This window comes from Larkinella sp. C7 (assembly GCF_006149005.1).
Classification (GTDB): domain Bacteria; phylum Bacteroidota; class Bacteroidia; order Cytophagales; family Spirosomataceae; genus Larkinella.
In genome coordinates this window covers 138,704-156,135 of record NZ_VBSL01000003.1, presented here as the reverse complement: position 1 = coordinate 156,135, position 17,432 = coordinate 138,704, and the positions used below count along the sequence as shown (strand labels likewise).

The window sequence follows — 17,432 nt, the reverse complement described above, 5'->3', positions numbered from 1 at the left end:
ATCACCAACCAGCGGTGATATTTTTTTTTAATATCCTCTTCTGCTAATCAAACGAAACGTTTCATCAGGATAAACCAATTCCGTACAAACCAACTTTCAACCTTGAAAAATATTCTATTGATCCTGCTCCTGGGCGTTACTGTTCTGACCAAAGCCCAAACAACCGCCGACGCTTTTTTGCCCGGTGACCTCCTGCCCGACGCCCCCGAACTGGCCCCACGCGGCCCCCACGCCGTCGGTGTTCGAACCTTAAAACTCATTCACACGGCGCAGGTCGATGTGCTGCATACCAAAGAAGGCAAGAGTCCGCTGTATGACCGGCCCTTAACCGTGGAAGTCTGGTATCCCGCCAAAATACCGGCGGGGAAACCGCAACTCGTCACCTACGAAGACGCGCTGGGCCGCGCCAACGATCCCAAACGCCCGCTGGTGCCGTTCACCTTTGGCGGCCGGGCCTTGCGCGAAGCCGAACCGGATGGATCTCAAGGAGCATTTCCGCTGGTTATTGTGTCGCACGGATATCCGGGTTCGCGGCTGCTGCTGACGTACTTGACGGAAAATCTGGCATCCAAAGGCTACGTCGTGGTCGCCATTGGCCACACCGAATCGACGTATCAGGATCTGGCCGGTTTTCCGAGCACCCTGCTCAACCGCTCGCTTGACGACCTGTTTGTGCTGAATGAAATGGCGCGGCTGAGTACCAAAACCGCTAAAAGCTTTCTGAGCGGTTTGGTCGATACCAACAATACCGCCCTAATCGGCTATTCGATGGGTGGCTACGGCGCACTCAACGTGATGGGTGCCGGGTATAGCGCCCAGGCCGTCAAATTCTTCGGTCAGTTGGCGGGGGGCAGCACGGCCCTGCAAACCCGCACCCTGAGCGATCCCGGCTACAAAGCCACGATTGATCCGCGCATCAAAGCCACGGTGGCGTTTGCGCCCTGGGGGATGGAACGGGGTGTCTGGGATGCTGAAGGACTGGCGGGCCTGACCGGGCCGACGCTGTTTGTCGCCGGCAGCAAAGACGACGTTTCGGGCTACGAGAAAGGCATCAAAGCCATTTACGACGGCGCCGTCAACGCCGACCGGTATTTGCTGACCTACGTCAACGCCCGGCACAACGTGGCCCCCAACCCGCCCCCGGCGGCTACGCTGAAGCCCGGTCAGCCGCTCGACGATTACCAGCATTTTTCGGAACCGGCCTGGAACGAACGCCGGATCAACAACATCAACCAGCATTTTGTCACCGCCTTTCTGGGCATTCACCTCAAGAAACTCGACTACGCGAAGTACCTGGATCTGCCGGAAACCGCCACGACCGAGCCGTGGGCGGGTTTTAAACCCCGGACGTCGGTGGGGCTGGAAATGCGGCACGCCAAGCCGTAATGAAGTTGCAATCCACGATAGATTAGGGCTTTGAATGAATTATTTCGTACTTTCGATGGTTCTGAGATAGCTAATTCACGTGCTCATGATTGAAAGACCCCTGACAGACTGGTTGCCTCTGACGATGAAAGAAGTCGAAAAAAGAGGCTGGGATGAAGTTGATATTGTGCTTGTTTCAGGGGATGCTTATGTAGACCACCCGGCTTTTGGAACCGCTGTGATTGGCCGCATCATGGAAAGTGAGGGCTTTCGGGTTGCTATCATTGCCCAACCCAACTGGAAAGACGACCTGCGCGATTTCCGGAAGTTTGGCAAGCCCAAATACTTCTTTGGCGTGACGGCGGGTTGTATGGATTCGATGGTCAACCACTATACGGCCAACAAACGCCTGCGCTCCAATGACTCCTACACGCCCGGCGGTGAAGCGGGTTTCCGGCCCGACTATGCCACCATTGTGTATACCAAAATCCTGAAAGAAATTTACCCCGATGTGCCGGTTTTGCTCGGCGGCATCGAGGCTTCGCTGCGTCGGGTGACGCATTACGACTACTGGCAGGACAAACTGATGCCGTCGATTCTGGTGGATGCCGGGGCCGATATGCTGGTGTACGGTATGGGCGAGCAACCGCTCCGCGAAATTCTCAAACTGGCGCGGCAGGGTGTGCCGTTTTCGTTGATGCGGAACATTAATCAGGTGGCTTTTCTGCACGATGCCAGCACCGAACTGCGCGATTACAATGAGTGGAGTTCGGTTGAACTCGCAAGTCACGAGGTCTGTCTGGAAGATAAAATCAAGTACGCGGCCAACTTCAAAATTGTGGAGGTGGAGTCGAACAAGTGGCAGGCCAACCGGATTCTTCAGAAAGTCGGCGATCAGATTCTGGTGATCAATCCGCCGTTCAAGACAATGGAAGAAGCCGAAATCGACCAGTCGTTCGATTTACCCTACACCCGCCTGCCACACCCGAAATACAAAAAACGGGGACCGATTCCGTCCTATGAGATGATCAAGTTTTCGGTCAACATGCACCGGGGTTGTTTTGGCGGTTGTAGTTTCTGCACCATTTCGGCGCACCAGGGGAAGTTCGTTGCTTCCCGCAGCGAAAAGTCGGTTCTGAAAGAAGTCGAAGAAATTACGAAGCATCCCGAATTCAAAGGGTACATCTCGGATCTGGGCGGGCCATCGGCCAATATGTATAAGATGAAGGGCAAAGACGAATCGATCTGCGCCCGGTGCCAAAGCCCGAGTTGCATTCACCCGGTAATTTGCTCTAACCTCGATACGTCGCACAAGCCGATGACGGAGCTGTATCGCAAAGTCGACGCCCACCCCGCTATCAAAAAGGCGTTTGTGGGTTCGGGCGTACGCTACGATTTACTGGTCGATGATTTCAACAAAAACAATCAGGATGGCAACCACGACGAATACATGGAGCAACTCGTTACGCGCCACGTGTCGGGTCGGCTGAAGGTCGCGCCCGAGCATACGTCGGACGACACGCTGCGGGTGATGCGAAAACCGTCGTTCAAATACTTCAGGCTCTTTAAGGAGAAATACGACAAGATTCAGGAAAAATTCAACCTCAAGCAGCCGCTGATTCCGTACTTCATTTCGTCACACCCCGGCTGTGAAGAACAGGATATGGCCAACCTAGCCGCCGAAACCAAAGACCTCGGCTTCCAACTCGAACAGGTTCAGGACTTTACGCCCACACCGATGACGGTGGCCGAAGTTATCTATTACTCCGGCGTTCATCCGTACACGCTGAAACCGGTGAAAACCGCCAAGACCCGGGAGGAAAAGAAGAACCAGAATAACTATTTCTTCTGGTACAAACCCGAATACAAAAACTGGATTCGCGACCGGCTGACCAAGCTCAACCGCCCGGATTTGCTCGAACGGCTTTTGGGAAGTGCCAAAAAGGAAAGTACCAATCGGTATACGGGGAATTACAACGGCCGCAAACGCAAGTAAATGGGTTTATTCGTCGGGTGATCCCGAAAACCGACCTAGCCTAAAGGCCATTCTTGCAGCGGTTTTATTCATTCGATCACCATTTTACCCCGAAGGGGTTTTGTGTCAATTGCTACGCAAGCCCAGTCAATGGTGTAAGCCCCGGCAGGGGCGGCCTTAAACACCGAAATAGCCATTAGAACGCCCCTCCTGGGGCTGAACGAAGAACAAGCCGGTCTCTATTGACAGAAAAACCCTCCGGGGTAAGCCTTTCCATTGGTTTTTCTGCTAAAGGTCTTGTCTTAAATGAGTTACCTCAAATCGACGCTGTGGTCGTTGGGAAAATCTTCGCCACTCCAGATTTTCTGTGCACTCCATTTGACCGGCGCATCGGCCCAAAACGGGTCGGAATCGGGCAAGCCAAGGGGCAGGAAAAGAGCGGTGCAAAGGTAGGGACTGCCCTGGTTGTTGTAAACGTCGGCAATGTCGGGCTGTGAACCATACAAACCGAGGGTCAGCCAGCCGTTGCGATAGGTAGAAGGACTCTCCAGCGTTTTTTTCAGCACTGCCGTCAGGGCACCGCGCACCTGGGCCGGTTTGAGTTGTTCCGGCAGGGCTTGGCGCCAGGCCATGTCGGCGAGGTGATGAAAAGCCGCTCCCCGGTAAATGATCGAACGGCCCGTCGCGGGAAAGGTGCCATCCGTGTTGATCAATCGCTCCTGAATCACGGCATAGCGCTCATTGCGCTTCTTTATTTTCAGCGTCATGTCTTTGTATGACCCGTTCTTACCATTAATAATCCCGGAAATCGCAGCCAGATAGGGCTGCATGACGTAGCTGTTGTAGTAGTCGAACGCAAAGTGCGTGCCGTCGGAATACATCCCATCCCCCACATACCACTGCTCCAGTTGTTGCAGGGCATAATCGATGCGCATGGGGTCCCATTCGTAGCCGTACTTGCAAAAAAAAGCTTCGGTCATCGCCGAAAACAGCAGCCAGTTCGAGAGACCGGGGCGGTACCGGCGGGTCGTTTTAAATCCGTTGACCAGGCGGTTTCGGGTGGTTGCATCCAGGTTTTCCCAGAGCCAGGGCGCCCTTACGAACGCAAAAGCCAGAAAGGAGGCATCGACCAGTTGCTGGGCGGCCACATCGAACCGCATGTAATCGTTCTTCGTCGAATCCAGTGCGTTCGACAGCCCCTGCAGCGTCCACTGCCGGTATTGGTTGCGCAGCGCCACCTCTTCCGGTGTTCCGCCTTCGAGTTGCAGCCAGGGCGCGATGCCGCTCAACACCCGACCCAACACTTCCAGATACTGCACCTGAACCCGCTGCGCCTTGTTGTCGACCCGTTGGGAAGTGATCTGGGGCATCACGATGCGGAGGCTGTCGTGCGCCAGACTCCGCAAAACCGGGCGAACCATCTTATCCATTTCGGCCAGCCAAAGCTGACGATCAGTCAGCAACGGAGCTTTTTTAACAGCGGTTTTCTTCTGCGCAAAACCGGGATTAGCCAGCGTCATCAGCAGACCGATCACTACATAGATTGCGGTATTTCTTTTCATACGGTATGCCGGGTTTAGGGTAATCTGCGGGTTGAATTTGGCGAAAAATACAAAAAAAAGACCTGCAAGGTTTTTGAAACCTCACAGGTCTTTTGCTCAGCATTATTTCTACGATTAACCCAGTTTCACTTTCAGATTCTGATCCAGTGCTTCCAGGAAATCTTCGGTGTTGAGGTAGTGTTCACCAGCGACGAGTTTGGTGCCGCTCGGGAATGCCGACAAGGCCAGATCTTTCGTCATTTTTCCGCTTTCAACGGTTTCGACGCACACTTCTTCCAGCGCCAGGCTGAAGTCGATCAGCGCCTGGTTGCCGTCCAGTTTACCCCGGAAAGCCAGACCGCGCGTCCAGGCAAAAATCGAGGCAATCGGGTTGGTCGAAGTCGGGTTGCCTTTCTGGTGTTCGCGATAGTGGCGCGTAACCGTCCCGTGAGCCGCTTCCGCTTCCATCGTTTTGCCGTCGGGCGTCACCAGTACGGACGTCATCAAACCGAGTGAACCGAAACCTTGGGCCACAGTATCCGACTGAACGTCACCGTCGTAGTTTTTACACGCCCACACAAAGTTACCTTCCCACTTCAGAGCCGATGCCACCATGTCGTCGATCAGGCGGTGTTCGTAGTGAACGCCTTTCGCCTTGAATTCGGCTTCGTAAATTTCCTGGAAAATATCCTTGAAACGACCGTCGTATTTTTTCAGGATCGTGTTTTTAGTCGACAGGTACAGCGGCCAGTTTTTCTGCAACGCCATGTTGAAACACGCATGGGCAAAACCCCGGATGGATTCATCCACGTTATACATACCCATGGCCACACCCGGCCCCTGGAACTGGTACACTTCGTATTCCTGAACGGTGCCGTCTTCGCCTTCGAACTTCATCGTCAGCTTGCCTTTGCCCGGCACCAGAAAATCCGTCGCCCGGTATTGGTCACCAAACGCGTGCCGACCAACGATGATCGGGGCCGTCCAGTTGGTGACCAGACGCGGCACGTTTTTGATCACGATGGGTTCGCGGAAAACCGTACCGTCCAGAATGTTCCGGATGGTGCCGTTCGGCGATTTCCACATTTGTTTCAGATTGAATTCTTTGACACGGTCTTCGTCGGGCGTGATGGTGGCGCATTTGATACCGACACCGTATTCTTTGATGGCATTGGCGGCATCGATCGTTACCTGGTCGTTGGTCTCATCGCGGTATTCTACGCCCAGATCGTAGTATTTAATGTCAACATCGATGTAGGGTAGGATGAGTTTGTCTTTGATAAACTTCCAGATTATTCGGGTCATTTCGTCACCATCCAGTTCGACAACCGGATTTGCCACTTTAATTTTCTCCATTGGTTTTCTATCAATCAAGTGAAACGATACAGGAAATCAGCCGCAAAGGTAACAATTCTGCCAATACCGGGAAATGAAAGCGGAGGAATAGAATGGGGAACTGAGCAGACGGACTCAATAACAAAAAGAGTTACCAAAGCCAGCGAATTGGATAGCCAGTGGTAAATCCGTTATTGGCAATCATCAAAGTCGTCCAGCGGCTTATCAAAATCGGGCGACATTTCGAATTGCCCCCTGGCACTACCAAAAACCGGCCTTTTCTCAGGCGGGTTCGCTTGGGTTTGCTTCGCTATTAGAAAATCAATAAAATACTCTACCTCAGTCTGATAAGGAGCAGATAGCGTTTGCAGCTTTTTATATACCTCCCAATAGTTCAGCATAGAAAACCCGAAAAATCATTTCGTATTTTATCCAGAAGCCGATGCGTGTTTGCGATTCAATACTAAAAGCAGTCAATTCGAGCAACCGTATTCATAACGATAGTAGATGGGCTGCTCCAACTCTTTATTCGTGAGTTTATCCAATTTACGGATCAAAACCTGCGCGGGATAACCTGCTGAATTGTAGTCATACGTATACCTGACTTCTACATGTCCCACCAATACACTCCCGTCATGGGTTAACCAGGTTTCTTTAAGACGGTTATTACGTTTTTTTCCAAATGAATAAAAACCGGCCGGAAAGCCTTTAAAATCAGCATAAGAAATGTCTACAGGCGGTGTCTTTTTAGTGTCGTAGTCAATAGTAATCCGGGTTAATGGTTTATTTTTATTGTATTCCTTCTCCATATACTTTTTTTGTTCAATCAAAACTTCGTTTCCCTTCTCATCATAAGTGCTCTCCCAGTATATATCGTAAAGATCGGTGGGCGTCGAAGATTTATAGTTACCTTCTATTACATCAATTTGTTTACCATCAACAAGCGAACTGCTTAAGCTACACCTTCCCTGCGAACAATTGTACCTATCAATTCGCTTTTTAGGATCATCATACTCAAATTTCCACTCTAATTCTCCGTTTTTAACCATGCTTTTTATCCGTCCCTGATTATCGTATTCGTAAGTATGATGTTCCAGTAACCTATCCGGTGTATCGTAAAATGGCGTATAATTGACGTAAACCTTTTCTTCGATCAACAAATCATCGGTATTGTAGAGATAAATTATCTTCTTGGTATTGTAAAGAAAAGTTTCATCTTGAAATAATTCTTCTTTCCGTTGCACCAGCCGACAGTACTGATCAAAGTAATGCGTTATTTTCGTTTCATTGGTGTAGTTGCCATTTGCTTGACGAACGGAAGATGTTCGCAGCGTTGAGCCAATATTAGTTGGCAAAACAAATTCCCCTTTCTGACAACCCAGTGTGAACAAGAGTAATAGGGTGAAACAAAATAAAGGCTTCATAAAAGAACATTTTTTATGAACACACCGGTTATCTGATCGTAAATATGTAACCGTTTGTCCGTATATTTAACAGGTTTTTACTCTAATTGTAGAATAAAATTTGGCCTAAATTATGAAAAACTTTACAAAAATCATGATTTTGCTGGCATTAGTTCCCTCGCTGCTGGTAGCACAATCAAAAAAAGCCAAGGCGCCCGACAAACTGGAACGCCTGAAACAGGAAGCCGTCGCCGACATCGACAAGCGGAAAGACCAGGCACAGCAGATCAACGACATGCTGTTCAGCTTTTCGGAACTGGGTTTTCAGGAAGAAGAGACGTTCAAGTACCTGACGACCTTGCTCGAAAAAGAAGGATTTAAGGTACAGAAAGGGATTGCCAACATGCCGACGGCCTGGATTGCGACCTGGGGAAGCGGCAAACCCGTCATCGCCATCGGTTCCGACGTCGACTGCATTCCGAAAGCCAGCCAGAAACCGGGGGTGGCCTACCACGATCCGCTGGTCGAAGGCGCACCGGGCCACGGCGAAGGCCACAATTCCGGTCAGGCACTGAACATCGTTGCGGCCCTGGCCGTCAAGCAACTGATGGAACGCGAGAAAATACCGGGTACGCTGATGCTGTGGCCGGGAGTGGCCGAGGAGTTGGTGGGTGCCAAAGCCTTCTACGTCCGCGACGGTTATTTCAAAGATGTGGATGCCTGCATTTTTACACACGTCGGCAACAACCTCGGCGTTTCGCACGGCGATGCGGGTAACAATGGGATCGTGTCGGTCAAATTTACCTTCGAAGGCCAGGCCGCCCACGCAGCCGGCGCGCCCTGGCGGGGCAAAAGTGCGCTGGATGCCGTCGAACTGATGAACATCGGCTGGAACTTCCGGCGCGAACACCTCGAACTGACCCAACGGTCGCACTACGTCATTTCCGACGGCGGTGACCAGCCCAACGTGGTGCCCTCGAAAGCCGCTGTCTGGTATTATTTCCGCGAACGGACGTACCCCAAAATCAAGAAACTTTACGAAACCGGCGTCAAAATTGCGGAAGGTGCAGCTTTGATGACGGATACCAAGTTTACCTACGAAATTCTGGGCTCGGCCTGGCCAGGGCACTTCAACAAACCGATTGCCGAAGCCATGGACGCCAACATCCGGAAAGTAGGGCTGCCGGTTTGGTCGGAGGAAGACCAGATGCTGGCCAAAGCGTCGCAGAAGGAATTGCAGGCCCCAAAAGTGGAAGGGCTGGCGATGAAACTGGACAGCATGAAATCGCCCTCGGCACCAACCGCCATGATGGGCGGGCAGGTGATGACATCCATGGGTGGCGGTTCCGACGACATTGCCGACATTTCGTGGTCGTTGCCGACGGTCGTGTTGCGGTATCCGTCCAACATTCCGGGGCTGCCGGGCCACCACTGGTCAAACGCCATTTCGATGGCAACCCCGATTGCCCACAAAGGCGTCGTAGCCGGTGCCAAAGCGGAAGCCATGACGCTGCTGGACATGTTGCTGAAACCCGAAATTATCAAAAACGCCTGGGACTATTACACCAAAGAACAGACGAAAGAGATCAAATACACACCCCTAATCTCGCCCAAAGAGTACCCGGCAGTGTATCTGAACAGGGAGATCATGACGAAATTCAAGCCGGAATTGAAGAAATATTACTACGATCCGACCAAATACAAAACCTATCTGGAGCAGTTGGGCATCAAGTACCCCACCCTGCGCGACGACCAGCGAGCGGAATTGATGAAGGAAAAAGAATCGAAAGGAAAGTAACCGGCAATGACGGAAATCGATTTACTAGGGTATGCCCTGAACCAGTTTGCGGGAATGGATGAGGAAGCCTTTGCCTTGTCCATTCCTTACTGGCAAAAGAAACACTACCGGAAAGGCGAGTTTTACAATGAGTACAAGAATGTCTGCAAACACCTCGGCTTCATTCTGGACGGGGTTTTCAGAACGTATTATGTGAATGAAGAAACCGCCGAAGAAAAAAACGTTTTCTTCTTTACGCAGAACCAGATCGTCGTTTCCTACAAGAGTTTTGTCAACCAGACGCCCTGCAATTATTACACGGAGTCGATGGTCGATTCCACCATTCTGTACATTCACATCAACCACGTGAACCAGCTCTACGCGCAATCGCAACCGTGGGAGCATTTTGGAAGGCTGGTGGCCGAGCGGGCCTTTAACCTGGCCATGGAACGTGCCGAGGATTTTCTGTTTAAAACCCCGGAACAACGGTATCTGGAACTGATTGAACAGCACCCCGATCTCTACAACGCCATCCCGCTCTACCACATTTCTTCGTACCTCGGGATTCAGGGGCCGTCGCTGAGCCGCATCCGCAAAAGAATGGCCGGGCGTTGACAACGAGGTAATTCCTTCATCAACTTTTAAAAAAGTGCGTAAAAATCTGCGTATAAATCACTGATTACGAATCGATTCAGTGCGTATTGGAAATCAAAGCGCGGTTTTTTATGCGAGACACAGGGGACGCATCCGGGTCAGGAATAAAGTAATCGTGTTCGTCTACCCATTCCGCCGATTGAACAATACCAGCCGTTATACCCATCCCAACGGCAATTAAACCGCTAAGCATACTCAAGATACCACTACCAGCGATAGAAGCCAGAACGAAAAAGAGGGCCAGGGCGGCCAGAGCAAAGGTTGGTTTTCTCATGGCAATAAGCAGGGTTGGTAGTGTGAATGTCCGTCTCTCGGCTTTCTATAAGGTTGGACGAAGGAAGTTGGAAGAAGTCACGTGTTCCGGTAAAAATTTTGGGTGATTGCTCCAAAAAGTTTTTTCGCCCGTTTTTGCTTTCTTAACCCGGGTTAAAAAGATTGGTCGCGATCCTGCCGAATTTTGTCCTGTTCAAATCGCTGAACGACAAACGAAAAAATACCTTCTAAACGATACGATCATGAAAGCCAGTAAAACCAAAACCGTCCTGTTTATTACCGGAGCCTTCGTCGCCAACAGTGGCTGGGATGAATGGAAAGCCTATTTCGAAAGCAAAGGCTACAAAACCCTTGCCCCGGCCTGGCCCTACAAAAACGGCACGGCAGCCGAACTGAGAAACCGCCAGCCAAACGACACCGACCTGGCCGCCCTGACCCTGGGCGAACTCGTTGATCACTATGCAGCTATCGCCAAAAGCCTGCCCGAAAAACCGATCATTATCGGACACTCGCTGGGTGGTTTGATCACACAGATTCTGGTGAACAGCGATCTGGCGGCAGCCGCCGTCGCCATTCACTCCGTGCCCCCACAAGGCGTGTTTCCCTACGAATTTTCGTTTCTGAAAGCCGGCTGGAAAGCCCTCGGGTTGTTTACCTCGCTCAAGAAAACCTACCTGATGTCTTTCAAGGACTGGCAATACGCTTTCGTGAACAACATGCCGCTGGCCGAGCAACAAAAGGCGTACGACGAAAACACGATTCCGGAATCGAAAACCGTTGCCCGCGGGGGGCTGACCAGTGCCGCCAAAGTAGATTTTGCCAAACCGCACGTTCCCCTCCTGCTCACTTCCGGCGAGATCGACAACATCATCCCGGCCCATTTAAACTACCGGAATTTCAACGCGTATAAGGGGAACGGTTCGGTGCTGGATTACAAGGAATTTCCGGGACGCAACCACTACGTGCTGGGACAACCGACCTGGAAGGAAGACGCCGATTATATCCTGAACTGGCTCGCGAAACACGCCTGATCGTCTGCTGTCCGCTGCCGCTTCTCATCAGGTACCGACGCAGTCTACATTGTTGTTGAACGATAGTTCGACAGACTTTTTTTAGGAATTTGTCAAATAAATCAGTTAATTCTGTTGTGATACGATAGCTGATAAGATAGTATTGCTGAATAGAACACGTTTAGGTATTGAAAAAAGAAAAATTTTCGGCATGGAACAACTGGATGAAATCGACAAAAAACTGCTGCGGCTTTTGCAGGAAGACGCAAAGCTGACCACCAAAGAACTGGCGTCGCAACTGGGCCTGACCCTCTCACCGGTTTACGAACGGATCAAACGGCTGGAAGGTCTTGGTTTTATCAAACAGTATGTGGCGGTTTTGGATAAAAACCTGCTGGGCCAGCCGATTACCACGTTTTGCCAGGTGTCGATGCGGTATCACGACAAGGCTTTCATCAACAAGTTTGAAGAAGAAATTAAGAAGCTGGTTGAAGTGCAGGAGTGTTACCACATGGCCGGGCAGGTCGACTTCCTGCTGAAAATTCACGTCGGCAGTTTAGACGAGTACCACAACTTCGTAAAATACAAACTATCTGAAATTGAGAACATTGGCACCTTGAACAGCACGTTTGTGCTGAAAGAAATCAAACGCAACCTGGGCTATCCGATTCATTGAGTGCCAATGCGGGGCAATGACCAGCCTTTCCGGATGGCCAGCAGACGAATCAGGGTAATGGTTCCGGCGGAAAGCAGGAAATTAAGGGTTGGGTCGAGTTCCAGCGTATGGCCGATCAGGTAAATGATGGCACCGGCCAAGCAGGCGGTGGCATAAATCTGCCGGTCGAAAATCAGGGGCAAATCATTCACCAGCGTATCCCGCAAAACGCCCCCGAAAAGTGCCGAAATCATACCCAGCAGAATGGCGGCCCAGTTGTTGACGTCCAGACTCAGGGCTTTTTGCATCCCGAAAATGGTGTAAATGCCGATGCCCAGTGTATCGAAGAACAGCAAGGCGTTGCGAAGTTTCCCGAGCCACCACCGACGGCCTAAAACCGCAACGCCGACGCTGCCCATGATCACGATCAGGTAATTCGGGTCCCTGATCCAGGGAATGGGATAGGCTCCCATGACCACATCGCGCAGGGTGCCGCCACCGGTAGCGGTCAGGAAGCCGATAAAAAAGATCCCGAATAAATCATGGTACATTTTTTTGCTCAACGCCGACAGGGCGCCCGAAATGGCGAAAACACTCGTCCCGACTAAGTCGATGAAATACCCGGTTGTCATGTTTCAAAGGAAACACTTTTCTGGCATATCCTGCGAAATTTATCCGGTTTCAGTGTCGATCAAACGTGTGTCTCAACGATTATTGCTCCGGCAAAAAAACCGCTGGATGGGTTTTACAATGAGGTATTCAGCCAGACGACTTTCTGTTCCGATTGATGCTCCTGCCCGATAATGTCCCGGTAGAGTTCGGGTCGGCGGGCCAGTTTGTAGCGATAACCACCCGCCCGCGTCAGCTTTTCCGGGGTGCAAAGCGCCATCGCCAGATCATTGCCGAGCGTCCGGCATTCGGCCAGCACATCGCCAAAGGGGTCGATAATCATCGAGCAGCCGTTTTTGAGCTGATCGTCGTCCATGCCAATCGGGTTGGAAAAAACCACGTAAATGCCGTTGTCGTAGGCCCGGGCCGGGAGCCACTTCATCAACCAGGCGCGGCCTTTCATGCCATCAAATTCCAGCCGCAGCGAGGTTGGATCCTGCTCCCGGTTTTCCCAGAGCACCGGATCGACAAACCCGGCGCCGGGGCGGGTCGAGGGCGTGCCCATCGTGACGTGCGGCATGAAAATGATGTCGGCCCCCAGCAGAGTCGTAGCCCGGACGTTCTCGATGATGTTGTTATCGTAACAGATCAAAATGCCGCATTTCCAGCCCTTGATCTCAAAAACGACGTATTGATCACCGGGCAACACATGCGGATTGATGAAGGGATGGAGTTTGCGGTATTTGGCCATCAGCCCGTTTTCATCGACGCATACGTACGGTTTATACAGGCGGTTTTGGTCGTCTTTTTCGAACAAACCGGCCAGAACCACAATCTGGTGTTCGCGGGCAATTTCGGTCAGCGCCCGAACGCTGTCGCCGTCGGGTACGAGCTCGGCCAGTTCCAGCATTTGCTCCCGCGACAAGTGCCGGGCGTGGGTATAACCGGTGATCGAGCACTCGTGAAAAGCGATGACGTCGGCTCCCTGTTGGGCTGCCTGCGCGGCTAACTGACGGATAATCGAAAGGTTGTAGGCTTTATCAGCGTTGCGGTGTTCAAACTGGGCGGTGGCAATACGAAGTGGTTCCATCCCGTAAAAGTAAAACGAGAATCCAGTTTCGGCTAATGAATACCGCCCCGGTTTATCAGAGTTCAAGAAATAACCGTTCGGTTGGTGGCCCCGTTAGGGGCTTCACAGCGCAGCGTCGGTAGTAAAAAGGACCGCATACCCAGCGTGCCGTGAGGTACGCGACCACCGTCTTGCTAAAATAGTTGCGTACCTGACGGCACGCGGAAACGTCACAAAACCGTGTTGACTACCGACGCTGCGCTGTTCAATCCCTCCGGGATTTTAGACTTCCCTCATTAACTCGTTAAATCACACGAAGATCGAATCAACAAAATCCCGGAAGGTTCTGTCCCCTTCACCCCAATCCAACGACAAATTCCTACGGTCTGGCCGCTTCCTGCACCAGCTTCTGCTGCAACCACGCCAGATTAAACCGGTAATGAATGCTGCTGCTGATCAGGTGAATCAGATTATCAGGGGTTTGCGTAAGGGCCAGATAACCGCGTGGTTCGGCATTCGTTGCGTTCATTTCAAAGGCCCCCGTCCAGGCTCCGCCGTTGAGGTAGCGGTATTTCCCGTCGGTTAACAGCTTTTTCACCGGCCAGGTTTTTCCTTCGTCAAAGGAAAGAGCCGCGTACATGCCGTAGCCTTTGAACGGTTTTCCGCTCGCGTCGGTAAATACCATGCCTTTCTTGGTTTCGTCGGGTTCTTCGGGGTGGTGTGTAAACGCAATCAGCATCAGCGGTCCTTCGTTCAGCCGGTAGAAAATCAGCCGCTGTCCGCCCGCAATCGGCGGAAATTCGGAGGGCGAATACGTCCAGGTTTTGCCCATGTCCTTCGAAAGACTCATCGGCATTTTCGCTACGCCGTCGGCCCCGGAAACGTTGTCGTTGCGGCCAAACGCCATCAAGCTGCCGTCTTTCAACTGCGCTACCCCCGCGTGAATCCCGGCAATCAGTCCGCCGGAAGCCCCGGTTTTATAATCCGGTTTTTGCGGGTCAGTATACGGCGCTACCCAGGTTTTACCGCCATCCTTGCTGACGTGCACCGCCGTCCCGCCCGACGAACTGGGGTCGGCATCACAGGCCTGCACCAGCCAGCCCTCTTTCGTCTGAAACAGCCCGGCTATCACCTGATGCCGCTTTTCGTGCTCCGGGGCCACCAGTTGCGGGGCCGACCAGGTCGCGCCGTTGTCGCGGCTGATGCGCAGAACCATCGCCAGATTCTGCCAGTCTCCGCTGGCTTCGACGCCGTTCATGTGGTAGATTGTCCCCTTGCCGTCGTGAAAAAGCGAGCTGCCCGTCATGTTGCGATCCGGCACTTTGAAAAATTCGGAGGGTGCATCCCAGCGTTGCTGTCCGGCGCGTAAGCGACTGGCCACCACGGTCATTTCACGCCCGGATTCTTTCTCGGTCGAGAACCAGATCGCCAGCAGATCGCCGTTCGGACACCAGCTCAGGGCGGGTTGGTGGTTGTGCGAATAATACGTCACCCTGGCATCACAAGCCGGTTTGTTGGCGTAGCGAATCGGTTCCAGAAAAACCGGCTGCGAAGGCGACACGGTTTTCCACGAAAACGGTTTTTGGGAAACGTTCTGCGCGTTGGCTTTGGCCGGAAGAGCCGGAAGCGGCTGACCAACCGGTTTTTCGGCCTGCACCACCCGAAAGCCCACCAGCCAGTGTTTGTCGTCGGGAATCATGCCCAGGCGGTTGGTCGCCCGCAGGTAGTTCATCGGGGTGCCGTGGCTTCCTCCGCGCGTCACCCGAAACAAACCGGCTGCCCGGCCCACCGGGTCGCGCTGTTCGGCGGCTTCGTAGGGGCCATACCAGTCCGAGCACCACTCTTCGACATTGCCGTGCAGATCCTGCAAGCCCCATTGATTCGCCGGATTCTGGCCCACTTTCAACGACACCACCACCGGCGTCCGGTCAGTTTTCTGGCTTTTCTGGTAGCTGCTGGGTAAAAACCGGCCCGTCGAAAAGTCGGTAACGGTTCCGGCATGACAGGCGTATTCCCACTCGGCCTCAGTGGGTAACCGATACGGTTTGCCTTCTTTTTTGCTCAGCCAATCGCAGAAAGCCGCCGCTTCGGCGTAGTTTACAAACACCACCGCTTCGTCATCTTCTTTAGAAAAACCGGCTTTGCCCCGCAGCTTTTTGTGTTCGGGGTCGAAGGCTTCGTATTGTGCATTCGTTACCTCGGTGGCCGCCATCCGGAACGGTTTGCTGATCGTCACCCGGTGCACCGGTGCTTCATCAGCGTTTTCGCCTTCGCCCTCCGACCCCCTATAATACCGCCCGGCGGGAATGGTCACCAGCTTCATGCCGACGGAGTTGATTTCCTGGGCAAAAACGGTTTTTGAAAACAGAAGGCAGAGGAGAATGAGACGGCTTGGTTTCATACGGACTTAATACTTTGTGAAATAATGCTTCATTCAACGCCTGGAAAGTACCGTCAGGCACCGCATCCGGATCGTAAAGATAGAAGGTCAAGCAAGTTTTTGCTCCGTTAGGGGCTCGACAGCGCAGCGTCGGTAGATAGGTAGAAAAAGGCAAATTTCCGGTTCCATCGTGCCGATAGGTACGAAACAATTGGTCTCTACAAGGTAGGTCGGCTGCCAACGCTGCGCTGTTGAGCCCCTAACGGGGCAAAAATAGCTCGGTTTTTTCAAGCTTCTGACAAACCGGAATGACTAGCTCGATGGGAACACGGATTGAACGGATCAAAACGGATTTTCACAGATTTTAATCCGTTCAATCCGCGTTTCTATCCGATCAATTTCCCCACGAAAACCGGCTCGATTCCCAATTCCAGTTGGAGTTGATTGGCCGTTTCGACCAGGGCATCCATGTCGCGCTGCAAGGCCGGCGTCAGGGGATCGACGTCCCGGCGGGTATACAGCGAAATGGGTAATCCGCGTTTTTGCAGGGTATATTTGGCAATGGTCGGATAGGCCGTATGAACCAGGTCCATACAATCTACGAAAAACTGCTGCACCCGCTTGACATCATCCTGACGCGCCAAGTTATTGTAGTTGTTGGCCAGCCACACGACCAGTTCCGGAAATTCATTACCCTGAATGCACGACAAACCTGCCGCTCCGGCCCGCAACGACGAAACTGCATTGACCATGTAGGCATCGTACAAACCGAACTGATACCCGGCACCAACGGCAATCCGCCGGGCCACTTCGGCATCATCCAGGCAGGTGTCTTTGTGGTAAATAAGCCGTCCGGTGGGCATCAAGTCTTTCAATATATCGCTGCTGATCAACCGCTTGTAGGGAACCGGGCATTCGTAGAAACCCAGTGGAATGTTTTCGGTCAGGGCGATCAGTTCGTGCATCCGTTCCAGAAAAACCGCATCCGATTCGTCGGCATCGGCAATCAGGCTGGTGATCACGATCACGGCCTGAACACCGGTATCGTAAATCCGTTTGACGAAGTCGGCCTGCTGGGCGATGGGTCCACCAAACGTGCCCGTAGCGACCACCGGAACCCGCCCGGCGGTTTGGTCCACAACCAGTTTGGTGACGGCCAGCCGTTCATCTTCCGTCAGTTCATACATCTCGCTGGATAAACAGTTGGCAAACAGGCCCGCAGCACCCGCTTCGATGTAAAATTCGGTCAATTGGGCCAGCGTCGTCCCATCGACGGCACCGGTTTCCTGAAAAGGAGTAAGCATGACGGGGATGAACCCACGGGGTAACGACCCGACTGAAGGAGTGGATGGCATGGTTAGAGGAAAGAAGGTAAAAAATATCAGT

At 52.4% G+C, this 17,432-nt stretch carries 15 protein-coding genes; 6 read left to right on the top strand and 9 right to left on the bottom strand.

What is annotated here, in order from left to right; genetic code table 11:
• Window positions 1-111: 111 nt before the first annotated feature.
• Both FH871_RS09025 and FH871_RS09020 read left to right on the top strand, forming a co-directional pair.
• On the top strand, window positions 112-1,386 hold the full coding sequence (locus FH871_RS09025; protein ID WP_229317199.1) for a dienelactone hydrolase: 1,275 nt from the start codon (window positions 112-114) through the stop codon (window positions 1,384-1,386).
• A gap of 85 nt (window positions 1,387-1,471) precedes the next feature.
• Window positions 1,472-3,361 carry a YgiQ family radical SAM protein gene (locus FH871_RS09020; RefSeq protein ID WP_138991122.1) on the top strand — a complete coding sequence of 630 codons (1,890 nt, stop codon included), beginning with the start codon at window positions 1,472-1,474 and terminating at the stop codon, window positions 3,359-3,361.
• Window positions 3,362-3,651: 290 nt separating this feature from the next.
• Here FH871_RS09020 and FH871_RS09015 read toward each other — a convergent pair whose 3' ends face one another.
• The 4 genes from FH871_RS09015 to FH871_RS09000 all read right to left on the bottom strand — a co-directional run bounded on the left by FH871_RS09015 (window position 3,652) and on the right by FH871_RS09000 (window position 7,640).
• Window positions 3,652-4,902, bottom strand: coding sequence for a DUF2264 domain-containing protein (locus tag FH871_RS09015; RefSeq protein WP_138991121.1), 1,251 nt, complete (start codon window positions 4,900-4,902; stop codon window positions 3,652-3,654).
• A 114-nt stretch (window positions 4,903-5,016) separates the two neighbouring features.
• A complete protein-coding gene (locus tag FH871_RS09010) occupies window positions 5,017-6,237 on the bottom strand; it encodes an NADP-dependent isocitrate dehydrogenase (RefSeq protein ID WP_114408808.1) in 1,221 nt (406 codons plus the stop codon).
• A gap of 170 nt (window positions 6,238-6,407) precedes the next feature.
• Window positions 6,408-6,617 carry a DUF2281 domain-containing protein gene (locus tag FH871_RS09005; protein WP_229317148.1) on the bottom strand — a complete coding sequence of 70 codons (210 nt, stop codon included), beginning with the start codon at window positions 6,615-6,617 and terminating at the stop codon, window positions 6,408-6,410.
• 72 nt (window positions 6,618-6,689) lie between these two features.
• Window positions 6,690-7,640 carry a hypothetical protein gene (locus FH871_RS09000; RefSeq protein WP_138991120.1) on the bottom strand — a complete coding sequence of 317 codons (951 nt, stop codon included), beginning with the start codon at window positions 7,638-7,640 and terminating at the stop codon, window positions 6,690-6,692.
• Window positions 7,641-7,752: 112 nt separating this feature from the next.
• Between FH871_RS09000 and FH871_RS08995 the strand changes: the two genes are divergently transcribed.
• Both FH871_RS08995 and FH871_RS08990 read left to right on the top strand, forming a co-directional pair.
• Window positions 7,753-9,417, top strand: coding sequence for an amidohydrolase (locus tag FH871_RS08995; RefSeq protein WP_138991119.1), 1,665 nt, complete (start codon window positions 7,753-7,755; stop codon window positions 9,415-9,417).
• Between the two features lie 6 nt (window positions 9,418-9,423).
• The gene (locus FH871_RS08990; protein WP_138991118.1) at window positions 9,424-10,011 is read left to right on the top strand and encodes a Crp/Fnr family transcriptional regulator; all 588 of its coding nucleotides are present in this window, start codon (window positions 9,424-9,426) and stop codon (window positions 10,009-10,011) included.
• 76 nt (window positions 10,012-10,087) lie between these two features.
• Here the strand turns inward: FH871_RS08990 and FH871_RS08985 are convergent, their stop codons facing one another.
• Window positions 10,088-10,324 (bottom strand): hypothetical protein, encoded by a 237-nt coding sequence (locus FH871_RS08985; RefSeq protein WP_138991117.1) that lies wholly within the window; start codon window positions 10,322-10,324, stop codon window positions 10,088-10,090.
• 241 nt (window positions 10,325-10,565) lie between these two features.
• Between FH871_RS08985 and FH871_RS08980 the strand changes: the two genes are divergently transcribed.
• Both FH871_RS08980 and FH871_RS08975 read left to right on the top strand, forming a co-directional pair.
• A complete protein-coding gene (locus FH871_RS08980; protein WP_138991116.1) occupies window positions 10,566-11,354 on the top strand; it encodes an alpha/beta hydrolase in 789 nt (262 codons plus the stop codon).
• 190 nt (window positions 11,355-11,544) lie between these two features.
• Window positions 11,545-12,009 (top strand): Lrp/AsnC family transcriptional regulator, encoded by a 465-nt coding sequence (locus FH871_RS08975; RefSeq protein ID WP_114408801.1) that lies wholly within the window; start codon window positions 11,545-11,547, stop codon window positions 12,007-12,009.
• Here FH871_RS08975 and FH871_RS08970 read toward each other — a convergent pair.
• The 4 genes from FH871_RS08970 to FH871_RS08955 all read right to left on the bottom strand — a co-directional run bounded on the left by FH871_RS08970 (window position 12,003) and on the right by FH871_RS08955 (window position 17,401).
• Window positions 12,003-12,620, bottom strand: coding sequence for a trimeric intracellular cation channel family protein (locus tag FH871_RS08970; RefSeq protein WP_138991115.1), 618 nt, complete (start codon window positions 12,618-12,620; stop codon window positions 12,003-12,005). The genes FH871_RS08975 and FH871_RS08970 overlap by 7 nt on opposite strands.
• Window positions 12,621-12,733: 113 nt before the next feature.
• Entirely contained in the window at window positions 12,734-13,687 is a 954-nt protein-coding gene (locus FH871_RS08965) for a nitrilase family protein (protein ID WP_138991114.1), read from the bottom strand.
• Window positions 13,688-14,045: 358 nt separating this feature from the next.
• A complete protein-coding gene (locus tag FH871_RS08960) occupies window positions 14,046-16,067 on the bottom strand; it encodes an SUMF1/EgtB/PvdO family nonheme iron enzyme (protein ID WP_138991113.1) in 2,022 nt (673 codons plus the stop codon).
• Between the two features lie 365 nt (window positions 16,068-16,432).
• Window positions 16,433-17,401, bottom strand: a complete 969-nt coding sequence (locus tag FH871_RS08955) for a dihydrodipicolinate synthase family protein (protein WP_138991112.1) — start codon at window positions 17,399-17,401, stop codon at window positions 16,433-16,435.
• Window positions 17,402-17,432 lie beyond the last annotated feature (31 nt).